This is a genomic window from Desulfonatronum thiodismutans, assembly GCF_000717475.1.
GTDB classification, from domain to species: domain Bacteria; phylum Desulfobacterota; class Desulfovibrionia; order Desulfovibrionales; family Desulfonatronaceae; genus Desulfonatronum; species Desulfonatronum thiodismutans.
This window is the reverse complement of sequence record NZ_JPIK01000012.1, coordinates 20,090-44,358: the sequence shown is the minus strand read 5'-3', so window position 1 is coordinate 44,358 and position 24,269 is coordinate 20,090. Positions and strand designations below refer to the sequence as shown.

Below are 24,269 nucleotides of genomic sequence, written 5' to 3'. Positions count from 1 at the left end.
AAGACGTTTGTCCGCATCTTTTATTCATTGTAGTTTTTTTCAACTTACCTCAGGGTGTCCTCTCCAGACATTCCTCGACACCTCGCACCCTCATCGCCTCCAGCCACAGACACACGACGTCCAGAACCAGTTCGTCTCCGTGTTCGCCATTGGTCAAAACAGCAAGGCCCCGTACCTGGGAGCCGTCCGGCTCATGGCCGGGCAGGAATGCCAGCAAGGAATGCCAAGCCGGGAGATTGTCGCCGGGATGAAAGGCCAACAAGCCTTGGCCCTCCGGGAGTTCCAACAGCCCCAGCCCAAGCCCCCAGCGGCTTCCGGAAAAGACCAGTCCGCTTTTTGCGCCGGGCTGAGGGGAAAGCATGTCCCGCAGGAGTGAGCGCTCCAAACCCAGGCTGGGACCGCCCTCTCCTTCCTCCGGTCCGCTCGCGGTCAACCCGGCGGCGAAGCGGCCAAGATCTCCGGCCGTGGACCACAGGCCGGCCGCGGCCAGGGCCGTGAACCGGCGTTCCGGCACGGCGGCGTTGTCCGCGGTGTAGGACCAGGCCTTGTGGCCGTGGAGCCGAGGATCGTCGCCAAAGCTGCTCGATTCCATGCCCAGCGGATTCAAAATCAGATCCCGGGCCAGTTGAGCGAAAGGCCTCCCGGTGACCTCTTCGACCAGCAGTTCCATCAGGGTGTAGCCTCCACCGGAGTAGGCCCACTGCTCCCCGGGCGGCAGGATCACGGCCACGCCCGAATCGCCGCCGTCCGAAGCCGAGGTCAGGGATGCTTCCAAGGCCTGAACCGGCTGGTCCGGCAAAAAGCCCATGTACCCCGGCACGGAAAGCCCGGCGGTATGGCTGAGAATCCGGCGCAGCGTCACCCCGTCAAGGTCGAACTCCGATTCCGGGAGTCGCCAGCGGGTCACGTACCGGGAAACCGGTTCATCCAAATCCAACAGCCCGTCCTGGACCAACCGCAAGACCAGTACCGCGCTCACGGCCTTGGAAATGGAGGCCGCCTGAAAGACCGTATCCGGCAGGGCCGGAAGCCACGCCTCCATGTCCGCCCACCCATACCCTTCCTCCCAAACCACCTTCCCGTCCTCCACCAAGGCCACGGATGTTCCATGCACCTGCCATTTGTCCATCAGACGGAACATGGTCGCTTCCAGTTCGTCCGGCGGCGAAAAACCAACCTGAGCCATGCCCGAGCCGGTGAGGCTGACGAGCCACAACCAGCACAGCCCGAGCAGCGAAAAGCGCGGACGATGACAATGACGTGACATGTGACCTCCTTACCTCTACCAGAAAGATATCCTGCTCCTGGATGTTCTGAATCCATGCAAAACATCAATCGCAAGCCCTCATTTCAATCCAACCTGCATCCGCTTCTGGAACCAGTTCCGCACACGCGGCCATCGATCCATACGGCCCCGTCAAGAGTTGCCCCGTTCCATTCCGCGTCATCGATCTCGGCCCCTCTCAGATCGGCTTTGCTCAAATCCGCCTAACTGAGATCGCATCCTGGACAAGACCGGGTGACCAGCAAGTGCTCCAGGTCGCCCTGGTCCAACGCAAAACCAGGACATGCCAACGCCCAAAAAAGCACGGCCGCCATCGCCAAGGCGATAACGGCCGAACTTGTGACATCCTTGTTCACGAAATCGTCCTACCGGTTCGCCAAATATTCCACCACTGCGTCCCGCTCCTCGGCATTGAGCAATCCGGCCCGCTTGCCGATCATCCGGTCCACCGTGGTTTCCCAACCTGCTTGGTCCTTGGTTGCCCGCTCAACCTTTCTCAGACCGTGACACTGGGAACACCGCTCCTGAATGAGCTTTTCCCCGTCCAGGGCTACGGCGGAAACGGCTGCCGTGCCTGCGAACAGTAAAAAACCGCCCAGAGCCAGGCTGGTAATGAGAGTGGTCTTTTTCAAGATGCTCCCTCCTTGGTTTGACGGACAGACTTGTCTTTATGGGTCCGCCTGATATTCGATCAATTCATCGACAACGTGGCAGCAGACACGAAAAAAATCAATCACAGAAGAACTCCCGACGAATCACGAGCCGCCATTTTGAAGCAAGTATCCTTGACGGACTTCAGAAAGCTTGGGAAGGAACTCGACGACCAAAGAGAACGGACGGCTCCCCTCTTCCGCCTCCATATAACCGACCATTGCGAGAATACCGTGAGAGAACCATGACCACCTGCGAACACTGCGACACCTGCCACTCCGACGCCGCCAAGGGGCCCATCCCCCATTACGTGTTCCTCGGCACGATGAAGGTCGGCAAGAGCACCTTGTACGACCGGCTGACGGCTTCCGACTGCGCCGAAGTCGCGATTCCCGGCATCGCGGTCTCCATTCCCCGGGGGCGGCTCAAGGGGCGGGACGGGGTCGCCCTGGACACTCCGGGAATCCATTCCCTGTTCTCCACCAACGAGGATGAACGCGCCTCCCGGGACATCCTGCTGTCCCGGGAAATCCCCGGCGAGGATCTGCGCATCGTTCTGGTGGCCGATGCCAAGAACCTGAGGCGGACCATCGCCATTGCCCTGCAGTTCGCGGAATACGGGCTGCCCATGTTGTTGGTGGTGAACATGGTCGACGAGGCCGCGTCCCGGGGCATTGAAATCGACTATGCAAAGCTTTCGGAAAAACTGGGCGTCCGCGTGATGACCACCATCGCCAGGGAAGGGATCGGGGTTCGCGAACTGGCCCGGGCCCTGGACGACGTTCGTCCGGCAAAGCCTGTCGCGGCCTACTCCCCGCGGGTGGACCGGTTTCTCGCGGTGGTGGAGAAACTCATACCTTCAGGCGCGTTTTCCTCCCGTGCCTTGGGCATTCTTCTGCTCACCGAAGACCCGGCCGTGGAGCGCTACATCCTGGACAAATACGGGGCCGGGATGCTGGACCAGCTCCGCCGGCTCGCCGCGGAGACCCGCCGGGAAAGCCCCATTGCCGTGGATATCGAACTGAGCAACCAGTACCAAGCCGAGGCCGCCAGGATCGCCGAACAGGTCCAGAAGGTCGAGCCGCCTTCCAAGAGTTCATTGATTCTCTCCTTCGGCGACTGGTGCACCCAACTTTCCACGGGCATCCCCATTGCCCTGGGAATTCTCGTGCTCCTGTACTATTTCATCGGTGCCTTCGGGGCCACGTTCCTGGTGGACACGATTCACGACGAACTCTTCGAGCCCCACCTGATCCCGCTGCTCACGGCCCTGATCGACTTCATTCCCAGCGCCCTGCTCCGGGACATGCTCATGGACCCGGACTTCGGCGTCATCCCCACCGGGATTTTTCTGGCCCTGGGGCTGGTCATGCCGGTGATCTTCTGCTTTTACATCGCCTTCGGGGCTCTTCAGGATTCCGGATACCTGGTGCGTCTTTCCCTGCTCCTGGACCGGGTCTTCCGCTTGATCGGCCTGAACGGCAAGGGCGTGATCCCTCTGGTCATGGGCTTTTCCTGCGTGACCATGTCCATCCTGACCACCCGTGTGCTCAGCACGACCAAGGAAAAGAACATCGCCTCGTTCCTGGTCTTCCTCTGCCTGCCCTGCGCTCCGCTCTTGGCGGTGATGATGGTCATCCTGGCCAAGATGCCCGTCTCGGCCTCCATCACGATCTACGGACTGATCTTTTCCCAACTGCTCCTGGCCGGTTGGCTGGCGAATAAGATCATTCCCGGACAGCGCTCACAGTTGATCCTGGAAATCCCGACCATGCGCCTGCCCAAGCCCTGGGCGGTGATGAAAATGGCCTCCAGGAAAACCTGGTTTTTCATCAAGGAGGCCCTGCCGGTCTTTGTCCTGGCCTCGATGTTCATCTTTCTCTTCCAGCGCGTGGGTGGCCTGAGCGCCCTGGAAGCCGCCCTGGGACCGGTGATCAACATGGTCATGGGCCTGCCGGAACAGAGCGTCCAGGTGTTCATCAAGACCATGATCCGCCGCGAAAGCGGCGTGGCCGAACTGGAGCATCTCAGCCCTCTGTTCACGAATCTGCAGATCGTGGTCAATCTCGTGCTGATGACCTTCCTGGCCCCCTGCATCAACGCGACCATCGTGCTCTTCAAGGAGCGCGGCGCACGGGCCGGAGCCTTGATCCTGGCTACGGTCACTGTCTACGCCATCATCCTGGCCAGCCTGCTGAACCACCTCTGCCGCCTGGCCGGGATCACCTTCACATAACGTCTTCGATCGCAAGGATCATGAATTATGGAACACAAACACGAAGAAATTCTGGAAGCCGTCCTCTGCGCCAGCGAATGCGGGAAGTATGCTCTGGACGACGTCAGAAAGCACTGTTGCGTGGAGTTCTCGGACGAGGACGTCGCCGAACTGGAACGCCAGGGCCTGCTCGTCTCCAGCGAGGGAAAAATCCTGTTTTCCCGAGAAGGCAAGGCCCACGCCGAGAAAATCATGCGTCGGCACCGCTTGGCCGAGGTGCTGCTCAAAAGCATCCTGAAACTCAAGAATGCTGAGATGGAAAAGATCGCCTGCGAGGTGGAGCACGCCCTGCTGCCCGAGGTGGAAGAATCCATCTGCACGTTGCTGGGGCATCCGGAATTCTGCCCGGACGGCAAGCCCATCCCCAAGGGCCCGTGTTGTCATGCCGGACAGCGAACCATCAGCAACACGGTGGTCGGACTGAACGAGCTGCAACCCGGCGAGAAAGGCACCATTACCTACATCAAGCCCGGCAGCCACTCCAACCTGCAACAGCTCATCTCCCTTGGCCTGAATCCCGGCGTGGTGGTCACGGTCCACCGCAAGACCCCGGCCTTCTGCATCAAGTACGAGCAAACCGAACTGGCCCTGGACGACGAAATCGCCAAGAATATTTTTGTCTGGAAAGTGCTGGCAGAAGGAGACGGGACCGCTGGGGCGCGTGAACGTTGATTGGGTAGCCCCGTGGCTCTTCCTCCTACTCCGGGCTTTGACCGTCACGCCTTCCAGAAGGTCGGAAACAGGAAGATTATCACGGCGTAAAGCTCCAGGTTTCCCAGGACGCATACCCAGGCCGGCAGCCAGTTGGCGGCGGCTGGCGGGTGGGCGAAATTCTTCGCCGATCCCACGCCGCATCCGAATCAGTCATGACCGCGAAGACGGGTATCCTGTTCGCTTTTGCGCGGATTATACTGGTTTAGGGTGAAACAATAAAAAAAAAATCTGATGCCGCCTTTATGCCGCCCTTACAGAGCTATTTTTGTTTTAACTTCATCTACCCAGGGCGTTGCCCTGGGCTATAATATGTCGCCCCGTTGGGGCTTCAGACAAGCCCTGAAAGGGCGAACTACCGTAGCCCAGGGCAACGCCCTGGGTAAAACGCCCCCCAACAATAATAGCCCTGAAAGGGCGGCATAAAATGATGCAACGCGAGCCCAAAAACAGCGATGGCCCTCTTGGAACGCCATCAAATTTAAATATTCAACCTCAAGCAGTATAGCTTAAGGGTACGGCGCTTTCTGGATGTTTGCATGGGGTTTTGTCACAGGTTGCTTTCTTCCTCTTGGACGTATCAGGCAATGGATTGGTGAACGAATGAGAAGCAGATTCATGAAGAGTCGACAAGCCAAGGTCGGGGCCGCTCCGGGCACCATGGTGCATGTGGGGGAGCGGATGGCCGACAAGACCTCCTTGCGGGTGGTGACGTACAACGCGGCGGAGGTGAAGACGTGGCCTCTTCGCGACAGCGCCGAGGGCATTGCCGAATCCATTGGGCAGGGGATCACGTGGATCAACGTGGACGGCCTGCACCAGGTTGACGTGGTCACGGCCCTGGGCCGTGAATTCAACCTGTCCGCACTGGTTTTGGAGGATATCCTGAACACCGACCACCGGCCCAAACTGGAGGTCCACGACGACTTTCTGTTCATCGTCGTCAAAATGCTGGTCCCCGAACCAGCCCGCGATTCCTTCCGTGTCGAACAGCTCAGCCTGATCCTGGGCGACACCTACCTGCTCTCCTTCCAGGAGTCGGAAAGGGACGTCTTCGATGCGGTGCGCCAGCGCATCACCATCGGGAAAGGTCGCATCCGCCAGAGCGGTCCCGACTACCTGGCCTATGCCCTGCTGGACGCCGTGGTGGACAACTACTTTCTGGTCCTGGAAAGCATCAGCACGGAATTGGAGCACCTGGAGGAAGCCCTGCTGACCGCCCCCGGGCCGAGCGACCTGCACCGTTTCCACAGCCTGCGACGGGAGGCGATCCTTTTGCGCCGGATCATCTGGCCGGTCCGAGAGGCCCTTGCCGGGATGACGCGCGACGACTCCCCCCTGATCAAACCCGAGACCCGGGTCTTTTTTCGCGACGTCCACGACCACGCCGTTCAAGCCATGGACATCGTGGAGAGCCTCCGGGACCTGGCGTCCAGCCTTTTGGAGCTGCACCTCTCCAGAAACAGCCAGCGCATGAACGAGACCATCAAGGTCCTCACTCTGATCGCCACGATCTTCATCCCCCTGACCTTCATCGCCGGGGTCTACGGCATGAATTTCGAATTCATGCCCGAACTGCGCTGGTCATGGGGCTACCCCCTCGTCCTGCTCTTCATGCTGGGCGTGGCGGTGACGATGCTCCTTTACTTCAAGCGCAAACACTGGCTGTAGCTTTCCGTGATCTGGAGGCACGGGAGAGGAATTGAGCGCGATGGCCTCGAACGTGACCGGCGATGGGGAGGCGGTCAGGATGACGCTGAGGCTGATCTTGGAAAACTTTCTCACCTGAAGAGCTTACGCGGCACCCACCACAGATAGAAGACCATGCCGAAGAGTTCGACCAGGGACTGGACCACGATCACCACGGCGGCGATTTCCCAGCCGGCGGGCAGGGCCAGGGCGAAGGGCAGGACCACGAAGGAGTTGCGGGTGCCGAGGCTGAACGCCAGGGTGCGGCCCTGATCCGCGGGCAGGCGCATGAATGTCGCTAGTCCTTTGGCGGTCAGCGCGGCCAGGAGCAGAAACAGCGCGTACAACGGCACGACCACCGCAAGCTGGCCGAGTGCGCCGCGAACCGCGCCGACCTGGGCTCCGGCAATCAGGAAAACCACCAAGGCCAGGAGCGGCACGGGCCACCATGCCAATCGCTCGCGCAGGACGGCCCCTCGCCCGCGGGCCTCGATCCAGCGCTCGGACCCGGCGGCCGCGAGCAAGGGGACCAGAACGACCAAGAGGGCGGGCCAAACCTCGGAAAAGCCGAGCACGGCGGAAAGCTCGGTTCCCAGCGTCAACCACAAAAAGACGGGCAAAAACAGCAACTGCGAAAGCAGATTCAGCGGGGTCACCGCTATGGCCCGGGCCGCGTTCCCGCCGCCCAACTGGCTGAACGTGATGAACCAGTCCGTGCAGGGCACGAAGAGAACCAACAGGACGCCCAGCCGCAAGGCCGGATCCGGAGGCAGCGCCTGCACCAGGATCCAGACCAGGACGGGCAGGATGAGGAAGTTTCCGGTCAACGTTGCCGCGAGAAATCGGTGATCCGTGAATGCATCGCGCAGGTGCAGCAACGGCACCTGGATGAAGGTCGCATAGAGCAGGACGATCAAGGTCGGCCAGAGCAGGGCTTCGAAGAGGCGACCCACGCCGGGCCACGCGCTGCCAACCAGCAGCCCCGCGATGATCGTCGACAGGTACAACCAGACCTGACGACGTTCGAGGGTTAATCGGTCCAATGTCATGCTCCGGTTGGTATTTTGAACACGAGTGTTCGTGACGTGGAGAGTCGCTTTTCCGCCCTTCCGGTGTTGCCGGTTTGCAGTCCGTTGAAAAACTCCCAATTGCTGCGTCGCTGCAAAAAGTTCAAACTCTCACGTATGAATAAATACGCTTCGACCTTGAGCTTTTTTTGCTCCTTGCACTTGGGGTTTTTGAACGGAATGCCTGATAAGGACTTTTTCAACACTCAGTTGGCCGAGCAGTGATTTCGCAAGGCATTCGCAATACGTTTCATTTTGCTCCAACCGCATGTATCGGTCAACATACCCGAAAGTAACGGCGGGAAGACGATTTACTCCGCTTGCCATCAGGGCAAGGAAAAGTTATATCGGATTTCGATATCGAAAAAAGGCGGGTTCAACATGCCACGAGAAAGCACCACGAAAATGCTGGAACACCACGACCTGCTCTCCGGCCTGGTCCGGCTGCACGTGCTCCACCACGCCTCGGAGCAGGAAATTTACGGGCAGTGGATGATCGACGAACTGGCCGAGCACGGGTATCGGCTGAGTCCGGGGACCCTGTATCCGATGCTGCACGCCATGGAGCGCAGGGGCTACCTGGTCTCCCGCACGGAAAAGGACGGGAAGGTGACGCGCAAGCACTACCGGGCCACGGCAAAGGGGCTGGAGGGGTTGGCCGTGGCCAAGGAACGGCTGCGGGAGCTTGTGGGCGAAACCATGCCGGGGCATGGGGAAGTTCGGAAACAAGGCGCTCCGGAAACCGGTTAGCAGTCCGTTGAAATACTCCCAATTGCTGCGTCGCCGCAAAAAGTTCAAACTCTCACGTATGAATAAATACGCTTCGACCTTGATTCGATTGCCAGGACGGCAAATCGAAAATGTGGCGAAGCCACAGCCCGTAGGGGCCGGACACAGGACGTGTCCGGATAGCTTTTTTGCTCCTTGCACTTGGGGTTTTTGAACTGACTGCCGGATAAGGACTTTTTCAACACTCAGTTAGGAAGGATCAACGGTGTTTGAATTCATCGACGTGCACTATGACAACATTCTGGACCTGCCGCGCCTGGTGCTCGGTACGGAGCAGGTCACCTCCCTGGTGGGGGCCAGCGGCAGCGGCAAGACCACGGTGTTGCGACTGCTGAACAAGATGATCTCGCCCACCCGCGGACGCATCCTGTTTCAGGGCGAGAACCTGGGCCAAAGGGACTCGGTCCGCCACCGTCGCGACGTGGTCATGCTTTCCCAGAGTCCGGCGATCTTCGAGGGCACGGTGGGGGACAATCTGCTGGCCGGCTCGCGGTTTCAGGAAAAGGATCCGCCGGGCGACGAAGTTCTGAAGCGGTTGCTGGAGCAGGTCCGGCTGGCCAAATCCCTGGACGAGGCGGCGGACAAGCTTTCCGGCGGGGAGCGCCAGCGGCTGGCCCTGGCCCGGGTGCTCCTGCTGGAGCCCCGGGTCTATCTGCTGGACGAACCCTCCTCGGCCCTGGACGAGGAAACCGAACAACTGATCTTCGACATGCTCACGGCCCATGTCCGGGCAGCGGGCAAGACCATCATCATGGTCACCCATTCCAGGGCCGTGGCCCGGAAGTACTCCGACACGATCATCGAGATGTCCGGAGGGAAAGTGCGTCGAGAGGAGGCGCGTTCATGAACGACGTCATTGATCTGACCATGCTCCAGGTCGGCCTGGCCTACATCTTCGTGCTCATTGTCCTGGCCATCGTCCGTTTCCGGGGCATCGGCCGCGAGAAGGAGATCGTGCTCTCCTCGCTGCGCATGACGCTGCAGCTCGTCCTGGTCGGGTACGTGCTGGTCTACGTGTTCGACAATCCGAGCCCGTACGTCACCGGCCTGATCATCGTGGTCATGGAAGCGTTCGCGATCCACACGGTATTCCGGAAATTCCGGGACAGGCTGACCACTCCCCTGCGCAAGGTCGTGGCCTTTTCCATGTGCTTCGGCACCCTGACCTGCATCGTCTATTTCCTGCTGGTGGTGGTGCGGGTCACGCCCTGGTACGAACCGCGATACTTCGTGCCCATCGCCGGGATGATCATCGGCAATTCCATGACCGGCATCTCCCTGGGCGTGAAGTCGCTGCTGGAGGGCATGACCATTCGCAAACATCTGGTGGAGGAAGCCCTGATCCTCGGCGCCACGCCCAAGGCCGCCACCCGGGGAATCATCAACGGGGCCTTTGACTCGGCGATCATGCCGACCATCAATTCCATGGTCGGCATGGGCATCGTCTTTCTGCCGGGGATGATGACCGGCCAGATCCTCTCAGGCACCGTCCCGACCACGGCCATTGCCTACCAGATCGCCATCATGCTCGGCATCCTCGGCGCCGTGGCCCTGACCATCATCACCATGCTTCAGTTGGGCTGTCGCACGTTTTTCAACAAAGAGGACCAGTTGCTGTGAAACGAACGCCGTCCGCTCAGGAACGTATTTCCGTTTTTTTGAATAGCAAGGAGTTCTGACGGGCTACGGCCCGTATGAGTTCGCCCTGGCCCTGACGGGGTTCGTACTGCTGGAAAAAGCCCCGTCCTGGGCCGTGGTGATCATTTCCGCACTGGGCGGCCTGTTGATCAGCCTGGGCAAGGGGAGCGGTATTGTAATGCAGTGCCACGGATGGACAGACTGGAGCCGGCTGGCGCTCACGCAAACGGCATGAGCAGCAGCTTGCGGAGTTTTTGGAAGTTCACGTCCCGAAAGATGTTCAGGCCGATGGGCATGTGTTCGTGGCCCTGGACGGGCTGGTCCTGGTAGGTGCGGAACAGGCGGTCCCACCAGGGGAAGTTGAAACAGAAGTTTGTGTTCGCTTGCACCTAGACCATGATCATTCCTCCCGTGAATCGGTGTTGAGCAGTTGATCCATGCGCCGGGCAAAGGCCTCGGGCTCCAGAAAGTCCACCAGCCGCGGGCCCGGGCACTCCCAAACCTGGGCGTCGAGAAAGAGTACGAACATCTTGGTGCCCGCGGGCAAGTGTGCTGGCAGTGGAGGCATGAATATAAACGCCCCCTGGCCGTTACGGCCAGGGGGCATTTATGCGCTGAAACAGCTTAACAGTAACGGGGAGGCGAAAAAGAGACGGGAAAGTCCAACGAATCAAGCATCCGGGAGTTCCGGCTCCAACCGCCATTCCGTGTCCAGATGCACCAGTCCCGGAGATTCACTGGCGTCCCGGATGACGAAGGGGTACCAATCCTCTCGGCGATGGAACTGGGTGGCGTGGTCCCAGGAATGGATGGAGAGGGAGAGAAAGAAGTTGCCTCTTTTCAGGGTCAACGGCGCGATACGCAGACGCATGGTTCCGCGTCCGTCGATGAATTCGATGGACGTCTTGGAAATCTGGGTGTTGGAGCCGAAGACGTAGATCCCGTTCCCGGTCTTGATGTTGAAGCCGAAGACCGGCTTGTCGATCCGCTTCTTGGCCTTGTAGTGTACCTCAATGATCATCTCCCTGCCGGCCTCGAAGATATTCGTCTCCGTGCCGGTATCGTCCAGGAGCAGGGTTTCCTCAATCTCCACATCCCGGGTGCCGTGCTCCTCCACGTTAAGCATCCCGATACGCACCATGTAGGATTTCAGGTAGCTGAGAATCACGGTGGACGGGTCGCCCTGGTCCAAAAGTTGACCGTCGTGGATCAGCATTACATCGTCGCAGAACTCGCCAACGGTTTCCAGGGCATGGGAGACCAGAAACAGGGTCTTGCCTTTCTTCTGGAACTGCCGGACCCGGTCCAGGCACTTCATCTGAAAGGCCGCGTCGCCCACGGCCAGGACCTCGTCGATGAGCAGGATGTCCGGGTCCATTTCCACGGCCACGGCAAAGCCCAGACGCACGTACATGCCGCTGGAGTAGTGCTTCACCGGGGTGTCGATGAAGTCCCGCAACCCGGCGAAATCCACGATGTGGTCGAAGCGCTTCTGGATGTAGTCCCGGGGGATGCCCAGGATCGAGGCGTTGAGAAAAACGTTTTCCCGGCCCGAAAGGTCGGGGTGAAACCCGGCGCCCAGCTCCAGAAGCGAAGAAATCCGGCCATGGGTGCGGAGCACGCCCTCGGTGGGGGTGATGGTTCCGGCTACAAGGCCCAGAAGAGTGCTCTTGCCCGAGCCGTTGGGACCGACCACGCCCACGGTCTTGCCCTTGGGGATTTTGAAGTTCAGGTTGCGCAGGGCCCAGAATTCCTGCTTGCCCCCCCCGCTGAACACCCCGGACAGGGTGCTGAACAGGGTCTGCTGGCCTACACCTTGGACATAATAGCGCTTGCCTACGTTTTCAGCTTCAATGGCGTACATGTCTACCTTTCATGTCCCTCTGTTCCAGGAAATTTTTTGTTCTCGAACCGCGGAAGCTCTAGATCGGTATCGAAATCGAAATCGTGATCGAAATCGATTTCCGGCAACTTTCCGATTTCGATAGCGATAGCGGCGATTTCGATTTCGCTGGGTGTCGCCCCTCCCTGGGGCTTTCCTTTGAGCACCCTGCAACCTACCACAATGAAATCATTACAATTCTAAAGAGCACAAAAATCCTGCCCTCTGTTCGCTATGACCTCGGCAACACGACTTCCGCCCCACCCATATAAGGCCGCAACGCTTGGGGGATGACCAGGCTGCCGTCTTGCCGCTGGCAATTTTCCAGGATGGCCACCAATGTTCGGCCCACGGCCAGGCCCGAGCCGTTCAGGGTATGCACGAACCGGGGCTTGCCGCCGGCCGTGGGCTTGAAGCGGATGTCCGCCCGTCGAGCCTGGAAGTCCTCGAAGTTGGAGCAGGAGGAGATTTCCCGGTAGGTGTTCTGACCCGGCAGCCAGACCTCGATATCGTAGGTCTTGGCCGCGGAAAAACCCATATCTCCGGTGCACAGGGTGATCACCCTGTAGGGCAGTTCCAGGAGTTGCAAAATCCGTTCGGCATGGCCCAAGAGCAGTTCCAACTCCGCGTAGGAGGCGTCCGGATTGGCGAAGCGGACCAGCTCCACCTTGTTGAATTGGTGCTGACGGATCAGGCCCCTCGTATCCCTGCCGTGGGAACCGGCCTCGGAGCGGAAGCAGGGCGTGTAGGCGGCATAGGCCAGGGGCAGGGCGTCCTCGGTCAGGATTTCTCCGCGATGGATGTTGGTCACCGGCACTTCGGCCGTGGGGATCAGGAAAAAGTCCGTCTTTTCGAGCTTGAACAGATCTTCGGCGAATTTCGGCAAATTGCCGGTGCCGGTCAAGCTGTCCCGGTTGACGATGAACGGCGGCAGGCATTCCAGATAGCCATGTTCCACTGTATGCTGGTCCAGCATGAAGTTGATCAGGGCCCGCTCCATTCTGGCTGCCCAGCCGGTCAGCAGGGCAAACCGGGCTCCGGTGATCTTGGCGGCGCGCTCAAAGTCCAAACCGTGCAGACGGGCTCCCAAATCCCAGTGTTCCAGGGGCGGGAAGTCCGGACGCACGGGCTCGCCCCAGGTGCGCAAAACAGGGTTGTCCTCCTCGGTTCGGCCCAGGGGCACGGAATCGTGGGGCACGTTGGGCACGCCCAGCAGCCAGTCTTGAACACGCTGATCCAGTTCCTTCAGTTCAGAGTCCAGGGATTTGACCCGGTCGGACAGAATGGACAGCTCCTCGATCAAGGCCGAGGCGTCCTCCTTGGCCCGCTTGAGCTTGGCTACCTCGCCCGAAGCCTGGTTGCGCCGGGCCTTGAGCCCCTCCACTTCCTGCAAAAGCGTGCGACGCTGTTCTTCCAGGGCCAGAAAGGTCTCCAGATCGACCTCGGCCCCCCGGTCGTCCAGGGCCTTGCGCACCCGGTCCGGAGACTGACGGATCATTTTTACATCAAGCATGGACTATCCTCATAACGGTCTTGTTGTCATGGTAAAGAGCCAGCGTCTACCACCCCAGGCCCCGTGCCGCAACCGCGCCACACCTCTCCGCAGGGCAGATTTGTTCTCGCACTACGGGCGTTCTGAATCGGTATCGAAATCGAAATCGTGATCGAAATCGACTCCTGCTAATTTTCCGATTTCGATAGCGATTTCGATTTCGATCACTCTGAAGTTATTGAGATTTTGCAGTGAACAAACTGGTCCTGGGCCTCTCCGAGTCCGGAAATTCGCGGCCTCAACGCGTTCACGCTTCCCCCAGCTTTCGCCCTTCCAGCCAGGCCCCCAGCCTGGCCAACAGCGCGGCCAGGGCCGCGCACCCGGCCAGCCACAGCGCCAAGGTCGCGATCCCGACATGCTTATCCAGAAAGAATCCCAGCAGGATCGGGGATACCGCCGTGGACACGACCATGACCGCCTGGTTCATGGAGCGGATCGCGCCCAGGTGCAGGACGCCGTAGCGTTCCGCCCAGATCGCGCCGGATACCGTGGCGGCCAGCCCCTGGGTGGCCCCGACCATTCCCAGATAGGCATAAACGATCAATGGAGAGGGAACCGAGGCCAGCAGCACCAGGCCGGTGACGATCGGGACCAGGGCCAGAGGCAGGGCACGGGCCGCGCCCAGGCGATCCACCATCGGCCCGGCAACGAACAACGCGCCGAGGTGGCAGGCCGCGTAGACGGAAAACCCGGCGGCCAGCAGTTCCAGGGACCAGCCCAGTTCATCGGCAAAGGCCATTTGATGAAAAAACAGGGCCGTGACCGTGAACGGGGTCAGCAGCGTGGCGGGGAGGATCAGGTAGTATCCGGGGTCGCGAAGCACGTCCCGGCGGCTGAACCGGCTGCGGTCCGTGCCCAAATTCGTGCCCGGACTCGCCTCTGAGTGGTCCTTGGAGGCGACTTCATGGGCCGACGGCGCACCGCGGGATAAAAAAGTCAGCACCGGCAGGATCAGCAGACACAGCAGGCCCGCCCCCACGACCCAGGGCACCCGCCAGCCAACCCAGAGCAGAAGCAGTGCCGCTCCGGCCGGTAAAACGGCCTCTGCCAGGGGAAACCCCATGGCCGCCAGGGCCACGGCCCGGCCGCGATGGGCCGCGAAGTACCGGGCCGCGGTGGTCATCCCGATATGCGACATCATGCCCTGTCCGCCGAAGCGAATGCAGACAAATCCAGCGGCCAGAACCAGCGCGCCCGGAGCAAACCCGACCAGCAGGCACCCTCCGGCCAGAATGCCGATGGCCAGGGCCGTCACCCTGGGCAGGGTACAGGTATCCACCAGGCCGCCGAACCGCAGGAGCAGCAGGGCGCTGCACAGCGTGGCCCCGCTATACAGGCTGCCGTAGGCCGTATGGGTCAGGTCAAAGGCCTGTCGGATTTCCGCGCCAAAAAACGAGACGAAAAACGTCTGGCCGAATCCGGAAGCCGCCGTGGCCCCCAGAGCGAACAAGGCCAACCGGGGGTTGATCTTCAAGACGGCTGGAAGGTGGCGGGAGAGAGACTGGGACATGCGAAAATCCTGGACCGTAGGCCAAGCAACGCGTTTTGGAAACAAACGACGTAACAACCCAGATGATCTGAGCAAAAACGCCTTGGATACCGGCCTTCGCCGGTATGACTGACTTGGGAACTGTTCCTCGTCATTCCGGCGAAGGCCGGAATCCAGGGCGGTTCAACACCCATGCGACGTATGCGCTGAAAAGTTGCCAAACGACGAACGCCGCGCAAACCATCGTTTGCGCGGCGTTGGAGAATACCCGGATGGAACCTGAAGGTCTATCCGCGACGGGATGTCTGCATCTGGCAGACCTCGTCCCATTCCAGGCAGGCCGTGCGCATTTCGTTTTCATAATCCTTGACGCATTGCGGACAGGTGGCCGTGACCTTGCCGCCGGAGCCGTATCGCCGCTCCATGTCCTGGGCGGTGTGCGCTTGCTCCTGCTCCGTCCCGCAGTCCGGGCAGGCGGTGCGAACCGTGTATGTGCTCATAAGCCTCTCTCTTTACCGAACCAGCGCGGCCAGCTCACCCTTGGCATAGCGCTCTTCCATGACTTCCATGGACATCGGCTTGATTTTGGAGGCGTAGCCTTCGGTGCCGAAAGCCCGGAGGCGATCCAGGCAGATCTGCTTCATGGCTTCCCGGGCCACGCCGAGGTATTTGCGCGGGTCGAAATCCTTGGGCTTCTGGGCCATGTGCCGCCGGATCGCCCCGGTGGAGGCCAGACGCAGGTCCGTGTCGATGTTTATCTTGCGTACCCCGAACTTGATGCCCTGCTGGATCTCCTCCACCGGCACGCCGTAAGTCTGGCCCAGATCCCCGCCGAATTCGTTGACAATGGCCAACCAATCCTGGGGCACGGAGGAGGAGCCGTGCATGACCAGGTGGGTGTTCGGAATGCGCTCGTGAATTTCCTTGATCCGGCTGATGGCCAGAACCTCGCCGCTGGGCGGGCGGGTGAACTTGTAGGCCCCGTGACTGGTGCCGATGGCAATGGCCAGGGCGTCCACTCCGGTCTTCTTCACAAAGTCCGCGGCCTGCTCCGGGTCCGTGAGCATCTGCTCCCGGGACAGCTTGCCTTCCGCGCCCACGCCGTCTTCCTTGCCCGCGATTCCGGTCTCCAGGGACCCCAAAACGCCCAGCTCGCCTTCCACGGACACGCCGCAGGCATGGGCCATCTCAACAACACGGGCCGTGACCTGAACGTTGTACTCGTAGGTGGAGGGCGTCTTGCCGTCGTCCATCAGTGAGCCGTCCATCATCACCGAGGAAAAGCCGGACTGGATGGACCGGGCGCACACCGCCGGAGAAGCTCCGTGGTCCTGGTGCAGACACAGCGGAATATGCGGCCATTCTTCAAGGGCCGCCTGGATCAGATGGCGGATGAACACGGACCCTGCGTACTTCCTCGCCCCGGCGGAGCTTTGCAGGATCACCGGGCTGTTGGTCTCGTTGGCCGCGTACATGATGGCCTGGACCTGCTCCAGATTGTTCACGTTGAAGGCGGGAACGCCGTAGCCGTGCTCCGCCGCGTGGTCCAACAACTGCCGTAATGTAATCAATGCCATGAGATACCTCCAAAAGGAAAAAGATCGGAACAAACCGCCGTGTCGGATTCCGAGCCGATGATGTTTGGTTACGGACCTTGTCGATCCTACGTCGGTGGGCGGTTAAAGTAAATGCGGGCCGCGATTTTCACTACGGCACGATTTCGACCGGGCTGATATCGAAATCGAAATCGAAATCGTGATCGAAATCGATTTTGAACAAGCATCCTTCCAAGGCAGGGTGAATACGTTGCCTTCCGATTTCGATACCGATTTCGATTTCGATTTCGATTGAAGCCGACCGTTCTTGGACAAGGGCGGAGATACGCTTCAAAGGAGCGGGCGGATCAATCGCGACGGGCCAGAAGAAGCAGCTCGGCCAACTCGACGAATCCCGCGCCTCCCCGTGACGGCGTGACCCAGGCCGGTTCGGCTTCCAGTTCTCCGGCAAAATCCAAAACATTGGCCACGCCCACGGCATGGGGGAAGAAGGCGAACATCGGGGCGTCGTTGGGCGAGTCCCCGGCAAAGACGATTCTGGACGCCAGAGCGTCCAGGTCCATGTTAAAGGCCTCGGCCAGAAGCAGCCGGGTCATGGTCAGCTTGTCCCAGTCCCCGAACCAGCCGTTGACGTGGATGGAGCTGATCTTGGCCTGGGCCCCGGCCTGCTCGAACAAGACTTTGATCCGGCGCACGTCTTCCGGCGGCAAGGCGGGGACGTCCTCCCGAAAATCAATGGCCAGGTCAGCTTCCCGGTAGGCCTGGTCCGCGGACAGTCCGGCCCCGGGAACCTGGGCCAGGATCACGTCCCGCAGCCCGGCCAAACGCTCCCGGTCCGCGGCCCGCTCCGGCTCGCTCTTGAAGAACCGCCGGATCATGGCCCGTTTTTCGCGGTCGTACCGGAAATAAAAGGCCCCGTTTTCCCCCACCACCGCGTCCACGGGCCACATCCTGGCGATCTGATCGCACCAGCCCGCGGGCCGCCCCGTGATGGGCACGACGATCAGCCCCGCAGCCTGGAGCCGCTCAAGGGCGGAATAAGCAGCGGCACCCAGTCGACCGTCGTCGGTCAACGTGTCGTCGATGTCCGTCAGCACGACCTGGACGGCCCTGGCCGTGTCGCGGGGCATGTGGTGCAGGGGGCGCATGGCTTAAATAATGCGTTGGCGAATCTTGGTCACCACGATTTCCGCGACGATCACGATGGCGAAGATGCACAAAAGAATCAAGGCCACCTGGTTCCAGCGGAACAGGTTGATGGCCGTGTCCAGGGCCATGCCGATGCCGCCCGCGCCCACCAGGCCGATGACCGCGGATTCGCGGACATTGATGTCCCAACGAAACAGGCTGATGCCCCAGAAGGCCGGGGCCACCTGGGGCCAGTAGCCTTTGAGAATGATGCTCGTCCAAGGCGCGCCCGCGGCTTTGAGTGCCTCGATGGGGCCGGGGTTGCATTCTTCCAGGGCCTCGCCCAGCAGTTTCCCGCAAAAGCCGATGGACCGGAAACCAATGGCGATGGTCCCGGCCAGGGCTCCGGGACCGAAGACCGCCACGAACAAAATGGCCCATACCAGGGTGTTCACCGAACGGGAGGAGACCAGGATCAGCTTGGCCAGCCAGTTCAGGGCCGGGACCGGAGTGATGTTCCTGGCGGCCATCAGCGCCACGGGCAGGGCCAGGAACAGAGCCAGAATGGTGCCCATCCCGGCGATGTGCATGGTCTCCACCAGGGCGCTGTGCACGCCGGTCCAGTAATACCCCGTAGCCGGCGGCCACATCCGGGAAAACATGTCCCCCATTTGGCTTGGGGCGTCGTACAGAAACTCGGGCACGACGTGCACCGTGCGCAGGGATACGGCCAAGGCGATCCCGGCGGCCAGAAAGACGCTGAACCGGGCTAGGCGCTGCAAGGGGGTGAAGCGTTGCCATTTGCGGCTAGTCATTGAACACCGCCTTGACGATGGAGGCCAGATACTCACCGAGCATGACCAGGGCGATGATGGAAAGCAGAATGGCCGCCAGGAAGTCGTAGTCAAAGCGCTGGAACGCGGCGAACAGGGTCCCGCCGATGCCGCCGGCGCCCACGATCCCGACCATGGTCGAATTGCGCAGGTTCGCGTCGAACTGGTAGGTGGCGAACCCGATGAACCGGTTCAGCACCTGGGGCAGAACGGCCATGAAGATCACGCTCATGAAGGGCGCACCCGCGGCCCGACAGGCTTCCACGGGTTTCAGGGAGATCTCCTCGATGGCCTCGGCGAAGAGCTTGCCGATGAAGCCGATGGAGGCGAAGACCAGAGTGATGATGCCCGCCAAAGGCCCGAAGCCCACGGCCTTGACGAACAGAATGGCGAAAATCACCGGATGGAAAGAGCGGCAGATGGCGATCAGGGTCCGAGCCGGCCAGGTAGCCCAGGTTGGCATCAGATTCCGGGCCGCGATCAAGCCGATGGGCAGGGAAAAGGCCACGCCGAAAGCCGAGGCGATCACCGCGATCTCCACGGTCTCGATCAGATTGTCCACCAGCATGCGCCACCGTGTGAACTCCGGCGGAAACATGGCCCCCAGAAACCTCGCCCCGTTGTCTAATCCAGTCACGAAGCGGGACCAGGTGAAATCCAGGGACAAGGTCGCGTAAACGCAGTACAGGGCCAGCAGGACCCAGCCGATGCGCGCGCCCCAGTTGGCCTTGAAGGGTCTTCGCGAGGCGGTCGCGCTCATGTCAGCCAGCCCTCGCCGCCATAAATTTGTTGCAGATGGGTGTCGCTCAGCTCCTTGGGAGGCCCGTCGAAAATAATCGCCCCCTGGGACATGCCGATGACCCGGTCCGCGAAGCGTTTGGCCAGATTCACGTCATGAATGTTGATCAATACCGGGATGCCCTGGGACGAGGAGAAGTCGTTGAGCAGCTCCATGATCTCCACGGAGGTCTTCGGGTCCAGTGACGACGTGGGTTCGTCGGCCATGAGCAAGGCCGGGTTCTGCATCACGGCCCGGGCAATGCCCACCCGTTGGCGTTGGCCTCCGGAGAGGGCGTCGGCCCGAGTGGTGGCGAAGTCCGTCAATCCGACCTTGTCGATCAGCTCAAAGGCCCGGTCGATGTCGGCCTGCTCGAACTTGCGCAAAAAAGCCCTCCAGACCGGCACGAAGCCCAACCGGCCGCAGAGGACGTTTTCAATCACCGTCAACCGCTCCACCAGATTGAACTCCTGAAAAACCATCCCAATGTGGCGGCGCGCCTCGCGCAGGGCCCTGCCGGACAGCCTGGACAGCTCAAGGCCGGCCACGCTGATGGTCCCTCCGGTGGGATCGATCAGACGGTTGATGCACCGCAAGAGCGTGGACTTCCCGGTGCCGGACGGCCCGATGATGGCCACCGTGGTTTGCCCGCCGACCGAAAACGAAACGTCGTTCAGGACCGGCTTGCCCGGAACGTATGCCTTGACCAGGTTGGAAACAATCAAGGAAGCTGGGGCCTTGCCCCCGCTTCCTTTCGTGGAATGCTCCGTCACGATATCCCCTGCGCGGATTTGCGCCGAGAGGAGCGGGCGACGTTTTTGCCCGCTCCATCCGGCGTTAAGAGTTAATGAGTAGGGGCGGTTCGCGAACCGCCCCTACCACCTGAAATTACTGCAGCGTCTCGCCCAGGGCCTCGTTGATGGTCCGGATGATGCCCCAGTCCACCTTGTAGGTCACGGGATAGAACCGGTCCGCGCCGTCAAAGGCTTCCTTCATCTTGTCGGTGTAGCGATAAGTGTGGAAGGCGCCGACGATCTTCTGGACCAGCTCCGGACAGAGTTCGCTGGCATAGCCGAAGGAGGACGTGGGGAACTTCTCGCTGGTGTAGATGGTCCGCAGCTGTCCTTCCTGGACGCGTCCGGCACGGAGCATCCGCTCGTAAACGTCCGAGGCCACCGGAGCGGCCTCGTAGTCGCCGTGGGCCACGCCCAGCACGGACTGGTCGTGCTTGCCCGAGTAGACGACCTTGTAGTCCTCATCCGGGGTGACGCCCAGTTCCGGGAACAGCACACGGGGGGCCAGGTTGCCGGAATTGGAGGAAGCCGAGGTATGGGCCACGGTTTTGCCCTTGAGGTCTTCCATGGTCTGGATCGGGCTGTCCTGCTTGACCAGCACGATCAGGTTGTAACCCTGAAAACCTTCCGGACCGCCCTTGACCGCGATGGGCACGTATCCGGCCAGATTTACAGCAAAAACCGTCGGGCCGGTGGAGAATCCGGCCACATGCAGCCGACCGGAGCGCATGGCTTCAACCTGGGCCGCGTTGGAGTGCACCGTGTAGTAGATGACCTTTTTGCCGGTGGCCTTTTCCAGATAGCTCATGAAATCCGAGAACACGTCCTGGTACACCGCCGGATCTTCAACCGGGGTATAGGTGAAGACCAGGGTAGAAGGATCCTTGCACTGCCCCGCGGGCAGCAAGTCGGCGACCAAATCCCTATCGTTGTCGCAGAACCGCTCGTCCAGATTGCCGCGATGCTCGCAGACCTGGGCGAAGCCGGGATGGGCCAAGGCCAGAATCAGGATCATCGCCATAAAGCCGAACAACTTTCTCATCATGCTCACTCCTTGTTGTGGGGTTGACGTGTTGATGATCGCCCTTCTCTAACCGGAAAAGCGGATCAGGTCATCATTTTTCTCACCGGCCCCGCCGTAGGGCTTCCACGGCCTTGTAGGCCGTGGCAATAGCCACTCCGGCGCCGCACTTCATCCGAATCCAGTCCTGGTGGGCCAGGATTGATCCTGCCGCGTGCAAGCCTGGGTGGACCGGACGCCCGTCCTTGGCCAAGGGACGAAACTGCTGGTCAACGGCCAAACCCGTCCTGTGCACCGGGTGACCGCGTGGATCAAAATAGTCCTGTCGATGCCATCCGGAACGGCTCTCCGGCTGCCGGACCGCAAGGTCGAAGACCGTCTCCACAATGCCCAGATCCTGGCGGGCCGCCAACCCGCCTCCCAGAAACCGGCCCGAGCAGAGCAACACTTTGGCGGCGCGCACTTCGCGCTCCACGGGCTGCCCGGTGATCCGCAGGACAAACGGGTCAGCCGGTTCCGGCACGATACCGGACATTTTCTGCTGGCAAAACAGGGCCACCCCGCGCTCCGGCAAGGCGCTCTCAAAGGCTTCCTTCAGCCGGATTCCGGGCACTCCCGGGGGCATGGTCGGGATTTCAAACACCGGCACACCGAGACGCTCGGCCAAGTCGCGGGTCACATCTCCGGGGCGGTGCATGCCCAGCACGGCCGGAAACCCGACGGCCTCCACGCCGCGGACGTGCGGGGCCACCACTTCGGCCAGGGCTTTTCGCGCCGAAGCCGTCTCCAGCATCCGGGCCGCCTGCTCCGGATACAATTCGCCCCCCGTGTGGCCGGGCATGGGGACGGACACGGGCTGGAGACCCGGCCAGACTTCGGCGAGATTCGCGGCAATCTGCCTGGACGAAAAGCCCTTCAAGCCATGCAGGGCGACGATCAAGGCAGGTTTGCCGCTCTCCAGGGCCAGGCAGCCGGCCAGGGCTGTCTCCGGAACGCACCAGGAGTGCTTGACCGTGCCGGCCGGGGTCGGCAGGCGATAGTTATCGTCCCCGCCTGTTTGGTAGGGCAGTCCGATGTCCGCCAGAAATGCCGAAACTTCCGCGAAAGCCGCCCGAATCTCCTCAGCGGGCACCCCTGCATAGGGATGTCCCGGCTCGATCCGGAACAGGTCCGCCATCGCGGCAAAGGGCTTGCGGACCACCGTGGGCCGACCGCCCGCGGTCTCCGATGGCAACGCCCCGAGGACGTCGAAAACGCCGCTGGTATAGGCCAGAGCTCCGGTGCTCCCGGCCTGGACCACGGACAACCCCCGGTTGGCGGCGAAAACAGCGGCGGCCATGCCCGCGATGCCCGTTCCAATAATGGCTAGATCGCACTGCATCATGTCATTCATGTGACAATTCGACCTCCGGGGACTCTGGAGCCGGAAATTCCAGGCCCAGCAAACCGCAGTGCAGGGCTTCGGCGAGTTCCGATTGAACCATTTGCGCCCCCCAGAGAATCGGGCGCTGGCCCTTGAAGCGTTCCTGAAAAAAAACACGCATGGCCCCCAGCCCGCGCCGCGAGGACAGCGCCCCGGTGTCATAAAGGTGCGATGCCACGCGCAAACCGCAAAACGCCCCCTGGCAGGCCCCCTTGCCGATCCGACTGCGCTTGCCCAGGAGCTGGAGGTCAGGATCGGGAAAAATGTCGCGGCAGTCTTGCAGCAGGCCATCCACGGCGCTGGCCGAGACCAACTCGCACTCGCAAAGAATCTCGTCGTCCGAGGCGTGCCCCATGACCCAGACCTTGGCCGAGCGCCCCGGCTCGGTCCAGGAGCAGGCGTCCATGACCGGCAACGGTACTTCCCTGGTCCGGCAGGCGGTGCTGTTGCCCAGGCGGCCGCAGACCAGGTCAACGGTCTGTTCAGCCATCAACCGATAGGTGGTCAACTTGCCCCCGACCACGGAACAGAAATTGCCCAATCCGACGTTTTCATGATCAAAAAGCAGGAAGCCCCGGCTTGCGGACCGCCCATCCCGGTCCGCCTCGGAAGAACCGTCGTCCGCGAGGAGCGGGCGAACGCCGCAGTAAGCCCGAACATACCTGGTCGAGGCTAAAATCGGGGCCATTTCCGCGCCGTTGGTCAGGTTGACGTCCACCTCCCGAACAGAGGGCCTGGCCAGATCGGGGTCCGGGATGGTCACGCTGGTGGTTCCCAGAATGGAAACCGTGCCTCCGGGAACGAGAATATCGCCGTCTCCTGGGGGCCTGAGACGATGAATGACCCGCTCGGACAACCGGTCGTGGGTCACCAGCAGGGTTCCCTGGGAGCACAGCAGGGGAATCGACGTTCCGACCCTGGAGTTCACAAGTCCGGCAACGCGCCCGGCCCAGGCCCCGGCGGCGTTGATCACCTGGGAGGCCTCGACGGTCCGGGTCTCTCCCCGGGCCATATCCTTCAAGTGAACCCGGGCAATCCGGCCGCGATCCAGCTCAAAGCCGTCAACCGCGGTCCGGGTCAGCAGGGTGCTCCCGGCCAGGGCCTTGGCATGGGCCAGATTTTCCAGGGAAAGGCGGAACGGGTCCAGAGAGGCGTCGGGCAGGGTGTAGGCGGCGATCAGATTCTCGCTCAGAGCGGGCTCCATGCTCCGGGCATCGGCCGGTGCGACGCTTTGCGTCTGAATCCCCGCGGCCTCGCACCATCCCGGAAAATCCGCGATATACCGCTCGTCGTCACCGGCCACGGCAACGTAGAGCCCGCCACACTCCTCGATGCATTGGGGGGCCAGACGCTTCAGGAGTTCGTTCTCCTCCCGGCACTCCCTGGCGGAATGAACGTCCCCGGCCACGTACCGCCCCCCGCTGTGCAGCAACCCGTGATTGCCCCCGGAGGCTCCGGAATTGATGTCCCCGCGTTCGACGACCACGGAGGAAACTCCCCGCAAGGCCAAATCACGGGCAATCCCCGTGCCCACGGCCCCCGCGCCGATGATCAGTACATCCGTTTGCATCTGTTGCATGGCTCTGCTTATCATGAAGTTGAGATGATGAAATGAGCCGTATCTATCCGAGCCGGGGAATATGCACAACCATTGCCTCAGGAAAAGGCCTGGGCTAAGCTTGAGGGCTGAACGACCGGCAGAGCGATG

Annotated in this window: 24 protein-coding genes; 6 read left to right on the top strand and 18 right to left on the bottom strand. The window is 61.3% G+C overall.

All coding sequences use genetic code 11. The annotated features are described in order from the left end of the window. Positions 1–49 precede the first annotated feature (49 nt). The 3 genes from GY33_RS0108770 to GY33_RS0108765 form a co-directional block, all read right to left on the bottom strand. On the bottom strand, positions 50–1,267 hold the full coding sequence (locus GY33_RS0108770; RefSeq protein ID WP_051822442.1) for a serine hydrolase domain-containing protein: 1,218 nt from the start codon (positions 1,265–1,267) through the stop codon (positions 50–52). A gap of 83 nt (positions 1,268–1,350) precedes the next feature. Beyond that, entirely contained in the window at positions 1,351–1,482 is a 132-nt protein-coding gene (locus tag GY33_RS21965) for a hypothetical protein (protein WP_407637380.1), read from the bottom strand. Between the two features lie 168 nt (positions 1,483–1,650). After that, positions 1,651–1,917 carry a hypothetical protein gene (locus GY33_RS0108765; RefSeq protein ID WP_031386972.1) on the bottom strand — a complete coding sequence of 89 codons (267 nt, stop codon included), beginning with the start codon at positions 1,915–1,917 and terminating at the stop codon, positions 1,651–1,653. A gap of 263 nt (positions 1,918–2,180) precedes the next feature. On the opposite strand from GY33_RS0108765, the gene GY33_RS0108755 reads away from it, so the two are divergent. From GY33_RS0108755 to corA, 3 genes are all read left to right on the top strand, one after another. Continuing rightward, positions 2,181–4,172: a ferrous iron transporter B gene (locus tag GY33_RS0108755; protein ID WP_031386970.1), complete on the top strand. Its 1,992-nt coding sequence runs from the start codon at positions 2,181–2,183 to the stop codon at positions 4,170–4,172. 27 nt (positions 4,173–4,199) lie between these two features. Continuing rightward, a complete protein-coding gene (locus tag GY33_RS0108750) occupies positions 4,200–4,883 on the top strand; it encodes a metal-dependent transcriptional regulator (protein ID WP_051822441.1) in 684 nt (227 codons plus the stop codon). Positions 4,884–5,540: 657 nt separating this feature from the next. Further along, positions 5,541–6,593 (top strand): magnesium/cobalt transporter CorA, encoded by a 1,053-nt coding sequence (corA, locus tag GY33_RS0108740; RefSeq protein WP_051822440.1) that lies wholly within the window; start codon positions 5,541–5,543, stop codon positions 6,591–6,593. Between the two features lie 110 nt (positions 6,594–6,703). Here the strand turns inward: corA and GY33_RS0108730 are convergent, their stop codons facing one another. Then, positions 6,704–7,654 carry an arsenic resistance protein gene (locus tag GY33_RS0108730; RefSeq protein WP_084185064.1) on the bottom strand — a complete coding sequence of 317 codons (951 nt, stop codon included), beginning with the start codon at positions 7,652–7,654 and terminating at the stop codon, positions 6,704–6,706. Between the two features lie 405 nt (positions 7,655–8,059). Here GY33_RS0108730 and GY33_RS0108720 point away from each other — a divergent pair, with 405 nt between their 5' ends. The 3 genes from GY33_RS0108720 (at position 8,060) to GY33_RS0108710 (ending at position 10,087) form a co-directional block, all read left to right on the top strand. Next, positions 8,060–8,428: a PadR family transcriptional regulator gene (locus GY33_RS0108720; protein ID WP_235185495.1), complete on the top strand. Its 369-nt coding sequence runs from the start codon at positions 8,060–8,062 to the stop codon at positions 8,426–8,428. A gap of 244 nt (positions 8,429–8,672) precedes the next feature. Further along, the gene (locus GY33_RS0108715) at positions 8,673–9,314 is read left to right on the top strand and encodes an ABC transporter ATP-binding protein (RefSeq protein WP_031386964.1); all 642 of its coding nucleotides are present in this window, start codon (positions 8,673–8,675) and stop codon (positions 9,312–9,314) included. Then, positions 9,311–10,087 (top strand): ABC transporter permease, encoded by a 777-nt coding sequence (locus GY33_RS0108710; RefSeq protein WP_031386963.1) that lies wholly within the window; start codon positions 9,311–9,313, stop codon positions 10,085–10,087. Before GY33_RS0108715 ends, GY33_RS0108710 begins: the two co-directional genes overlap by 4 nt. Positions 10,088–10,323: 236 nt before the next feature. Here the strand turns inward: GY33_RS0108710 and GY33_RS21240 are convergent, their stop codons facing one another. The 14 genes from GY33_RS21240 to glpA all read right to left on the bottom strand — a co-directional run bounded on the left by GY33_RS21240 (position 10,324) and on the right by glpA (position 24,140). Further along, positions 10,324–10,494, bottom strand: coding sequence for a hypothetical protein (locus GY33_RS21240; protein ID WP_153304584.1), 171 nt, complete (start codon positions 10,492–10,494; stop codon positions 10,324–10,326). Between the two features lie 11 nt (positions 10,495–10,505). Further along, positions 10,506–10,673 (bottom strand): hypothetical protein, encoded by a 168-nt coding sequence (locus tag GY33_RS21235; RefSeq protein ID WP_153304583.1) that lies wholly within the window; start codon positions 10,671–10,673, stop codon positions 10,506–10,508. A gap of 102 nt (positions 10,674–10,775) precedes the next feature. Next, the gene (locus GY33_RS0108695; RefSeq protein ID WP_051822439.1) at positions 10,776–11,969 is read right to left on the bottom strand and encodes an ABC transporter ATP-binding protein; all 1,194 of its coding nucleotides are present in this window, start codon (positions 11,967–11,969) and stop codon (positions 10,776–10,778) included. A 250-nt stretch (positions 11,970–12,219) separates the two neighbouring features. Continuing rightward, entirely contained in the window at positions 12,220–13,500 is a 1,281-nt protein-coding gene (serS, locus tag GY33_RS0108685; RefSeq protein WP_031386960.1) for a serine--tRNA ligase, read from the bottom strand. A 286-nt stretch (positions 13,501–13,786) separates the two neighbouring features. Continuing rightward, a complete protein-coding gene (locus GY33_RS0108680; protein WP_035271681.1) occupies positions 13,787–15,049 on the bottom strand; it encodes an MFS transporter in 1,263 nt (420 codons plus the stop codon). 266 nt (positions 15,050–15,315) lie between these two features. Further along, complete coding sequence (locus tag GY33_RS0108675) at positions 15,316–15,528, bottom strand: hypothetical protein (RefSeq protein ID WP_031386958.1); 213 nt, start codon at positions 15,526–15,528, stop codon at positions 15,316–15,318. 12 nt (positions 15,529–15,540) lie between these two features. After that, positions 15,541–16,605, bottom strand: a complete 1,065-nt coding sequence (gene fba, locus GY33_RS0108670) for a class II fructose-bisphosphate aldolase (RefSeq protein ID WP_031386957.1) — start codon at positions 16,603–16,605, stop codon at positions 15,541–15,543. A 326-nt stretch (positions 16,606–16,931) separates the two neighbouring features. After that, positions 16,932–17,732, bottom strand: coding sequence for an HAD-IIB family hydrolase (locus GY33_RS0108660; protein ID WP_031386955.1), 801 nt, complete (start codon positions 17,730–17,732; stop codon positions 16,932–16,934). A gap of 3 nt (positions 17,733–17,735) precedes the next feature. Continuing rightward, positions 17,736–18,527 (bottom strand): phosphonate ABC transporter, permease protein PhnE, encoded by a 792-nt coding sequence (phnE, locus tag GY33_RS0108655; RefSeq protein ID WP_031386954.1) that lies wholly within the window; start codon positions 18,525–18,527, stop codon positions 17,736–17,738. Next, positions 18,520–19,305, bottom strand: coding sequence for a phosphonate ABC transporter, permease protein PhnE (phnE, locus tag GY33_RS0108650; RefSeq protein ID WP_031386953.1), 786 nt, complete (start codon positions 19,303–19,305; stop codon positions 18,520–18,522). Before phnE (GY33_RS0108650) ends, phnE (GY33_RS0108655) begins: the two co-directional genes overlap by 8 nt. Further along, entirely contained in the window at positions 19,302–20,096 is a 795-nt protein-coding gene (gene phnC / locus GY33_RS0108645; RefSeq protein ID WP_031386952.1) for a phosphonate ABC transporter ATP-binding protein, read from the bottom strand. The genes phnE (GY33_RS0108650) and phnC overlap by 4 nt, the downstream gene beginning before the upstream one ends. A gap of 115 nt (positions 20,097–20,211) precedes the next feature. After that, positions 20,212–21,162: a phosphate/phosphite/phosphonate ABC transporter substrate-binding protein gene (phnD, locus tag GY33_RS0108640; RefSeq protein ID WP_051822437.1), complete on the bottom strand. Its 951-nt coding sequence runs from the start codon at positions 21,160–21,162 to the stop codon at positions 20,212–20,214. Positions 21,163–21,241: 79 nt separating this feature from the next. Continuing rightward, positions 21,242–22,531 carry a glycerol-3-phosphate dehydrogenase subunit GlpB gene (glpB, locus tag GY33_RS0108635; protein WP_031386950.1) on the bottom strand — a complete coding sequence of 430 codons (1,290 nt, stop codon included), beginning with the start codon at positions 22,529–22,531 and terminating at the stop codon, positions 21,242–21,244. Further along, entirely contained in the window at positions 22,524–24,140 is a 1,617-nt protein-coding gene (gene glpA / locus GY33_RS0108630; protein WP_326923844.1) for an anaerobic glycerol-3-phosphate dehydrogenase subunit A, read from the bottom strand. The genes glpB and glpA overlap by 8 nt, the downstream gene beginning before the upstream one ends. Positions 24,141–24,269: the final 129 nt, after the last annotated feature.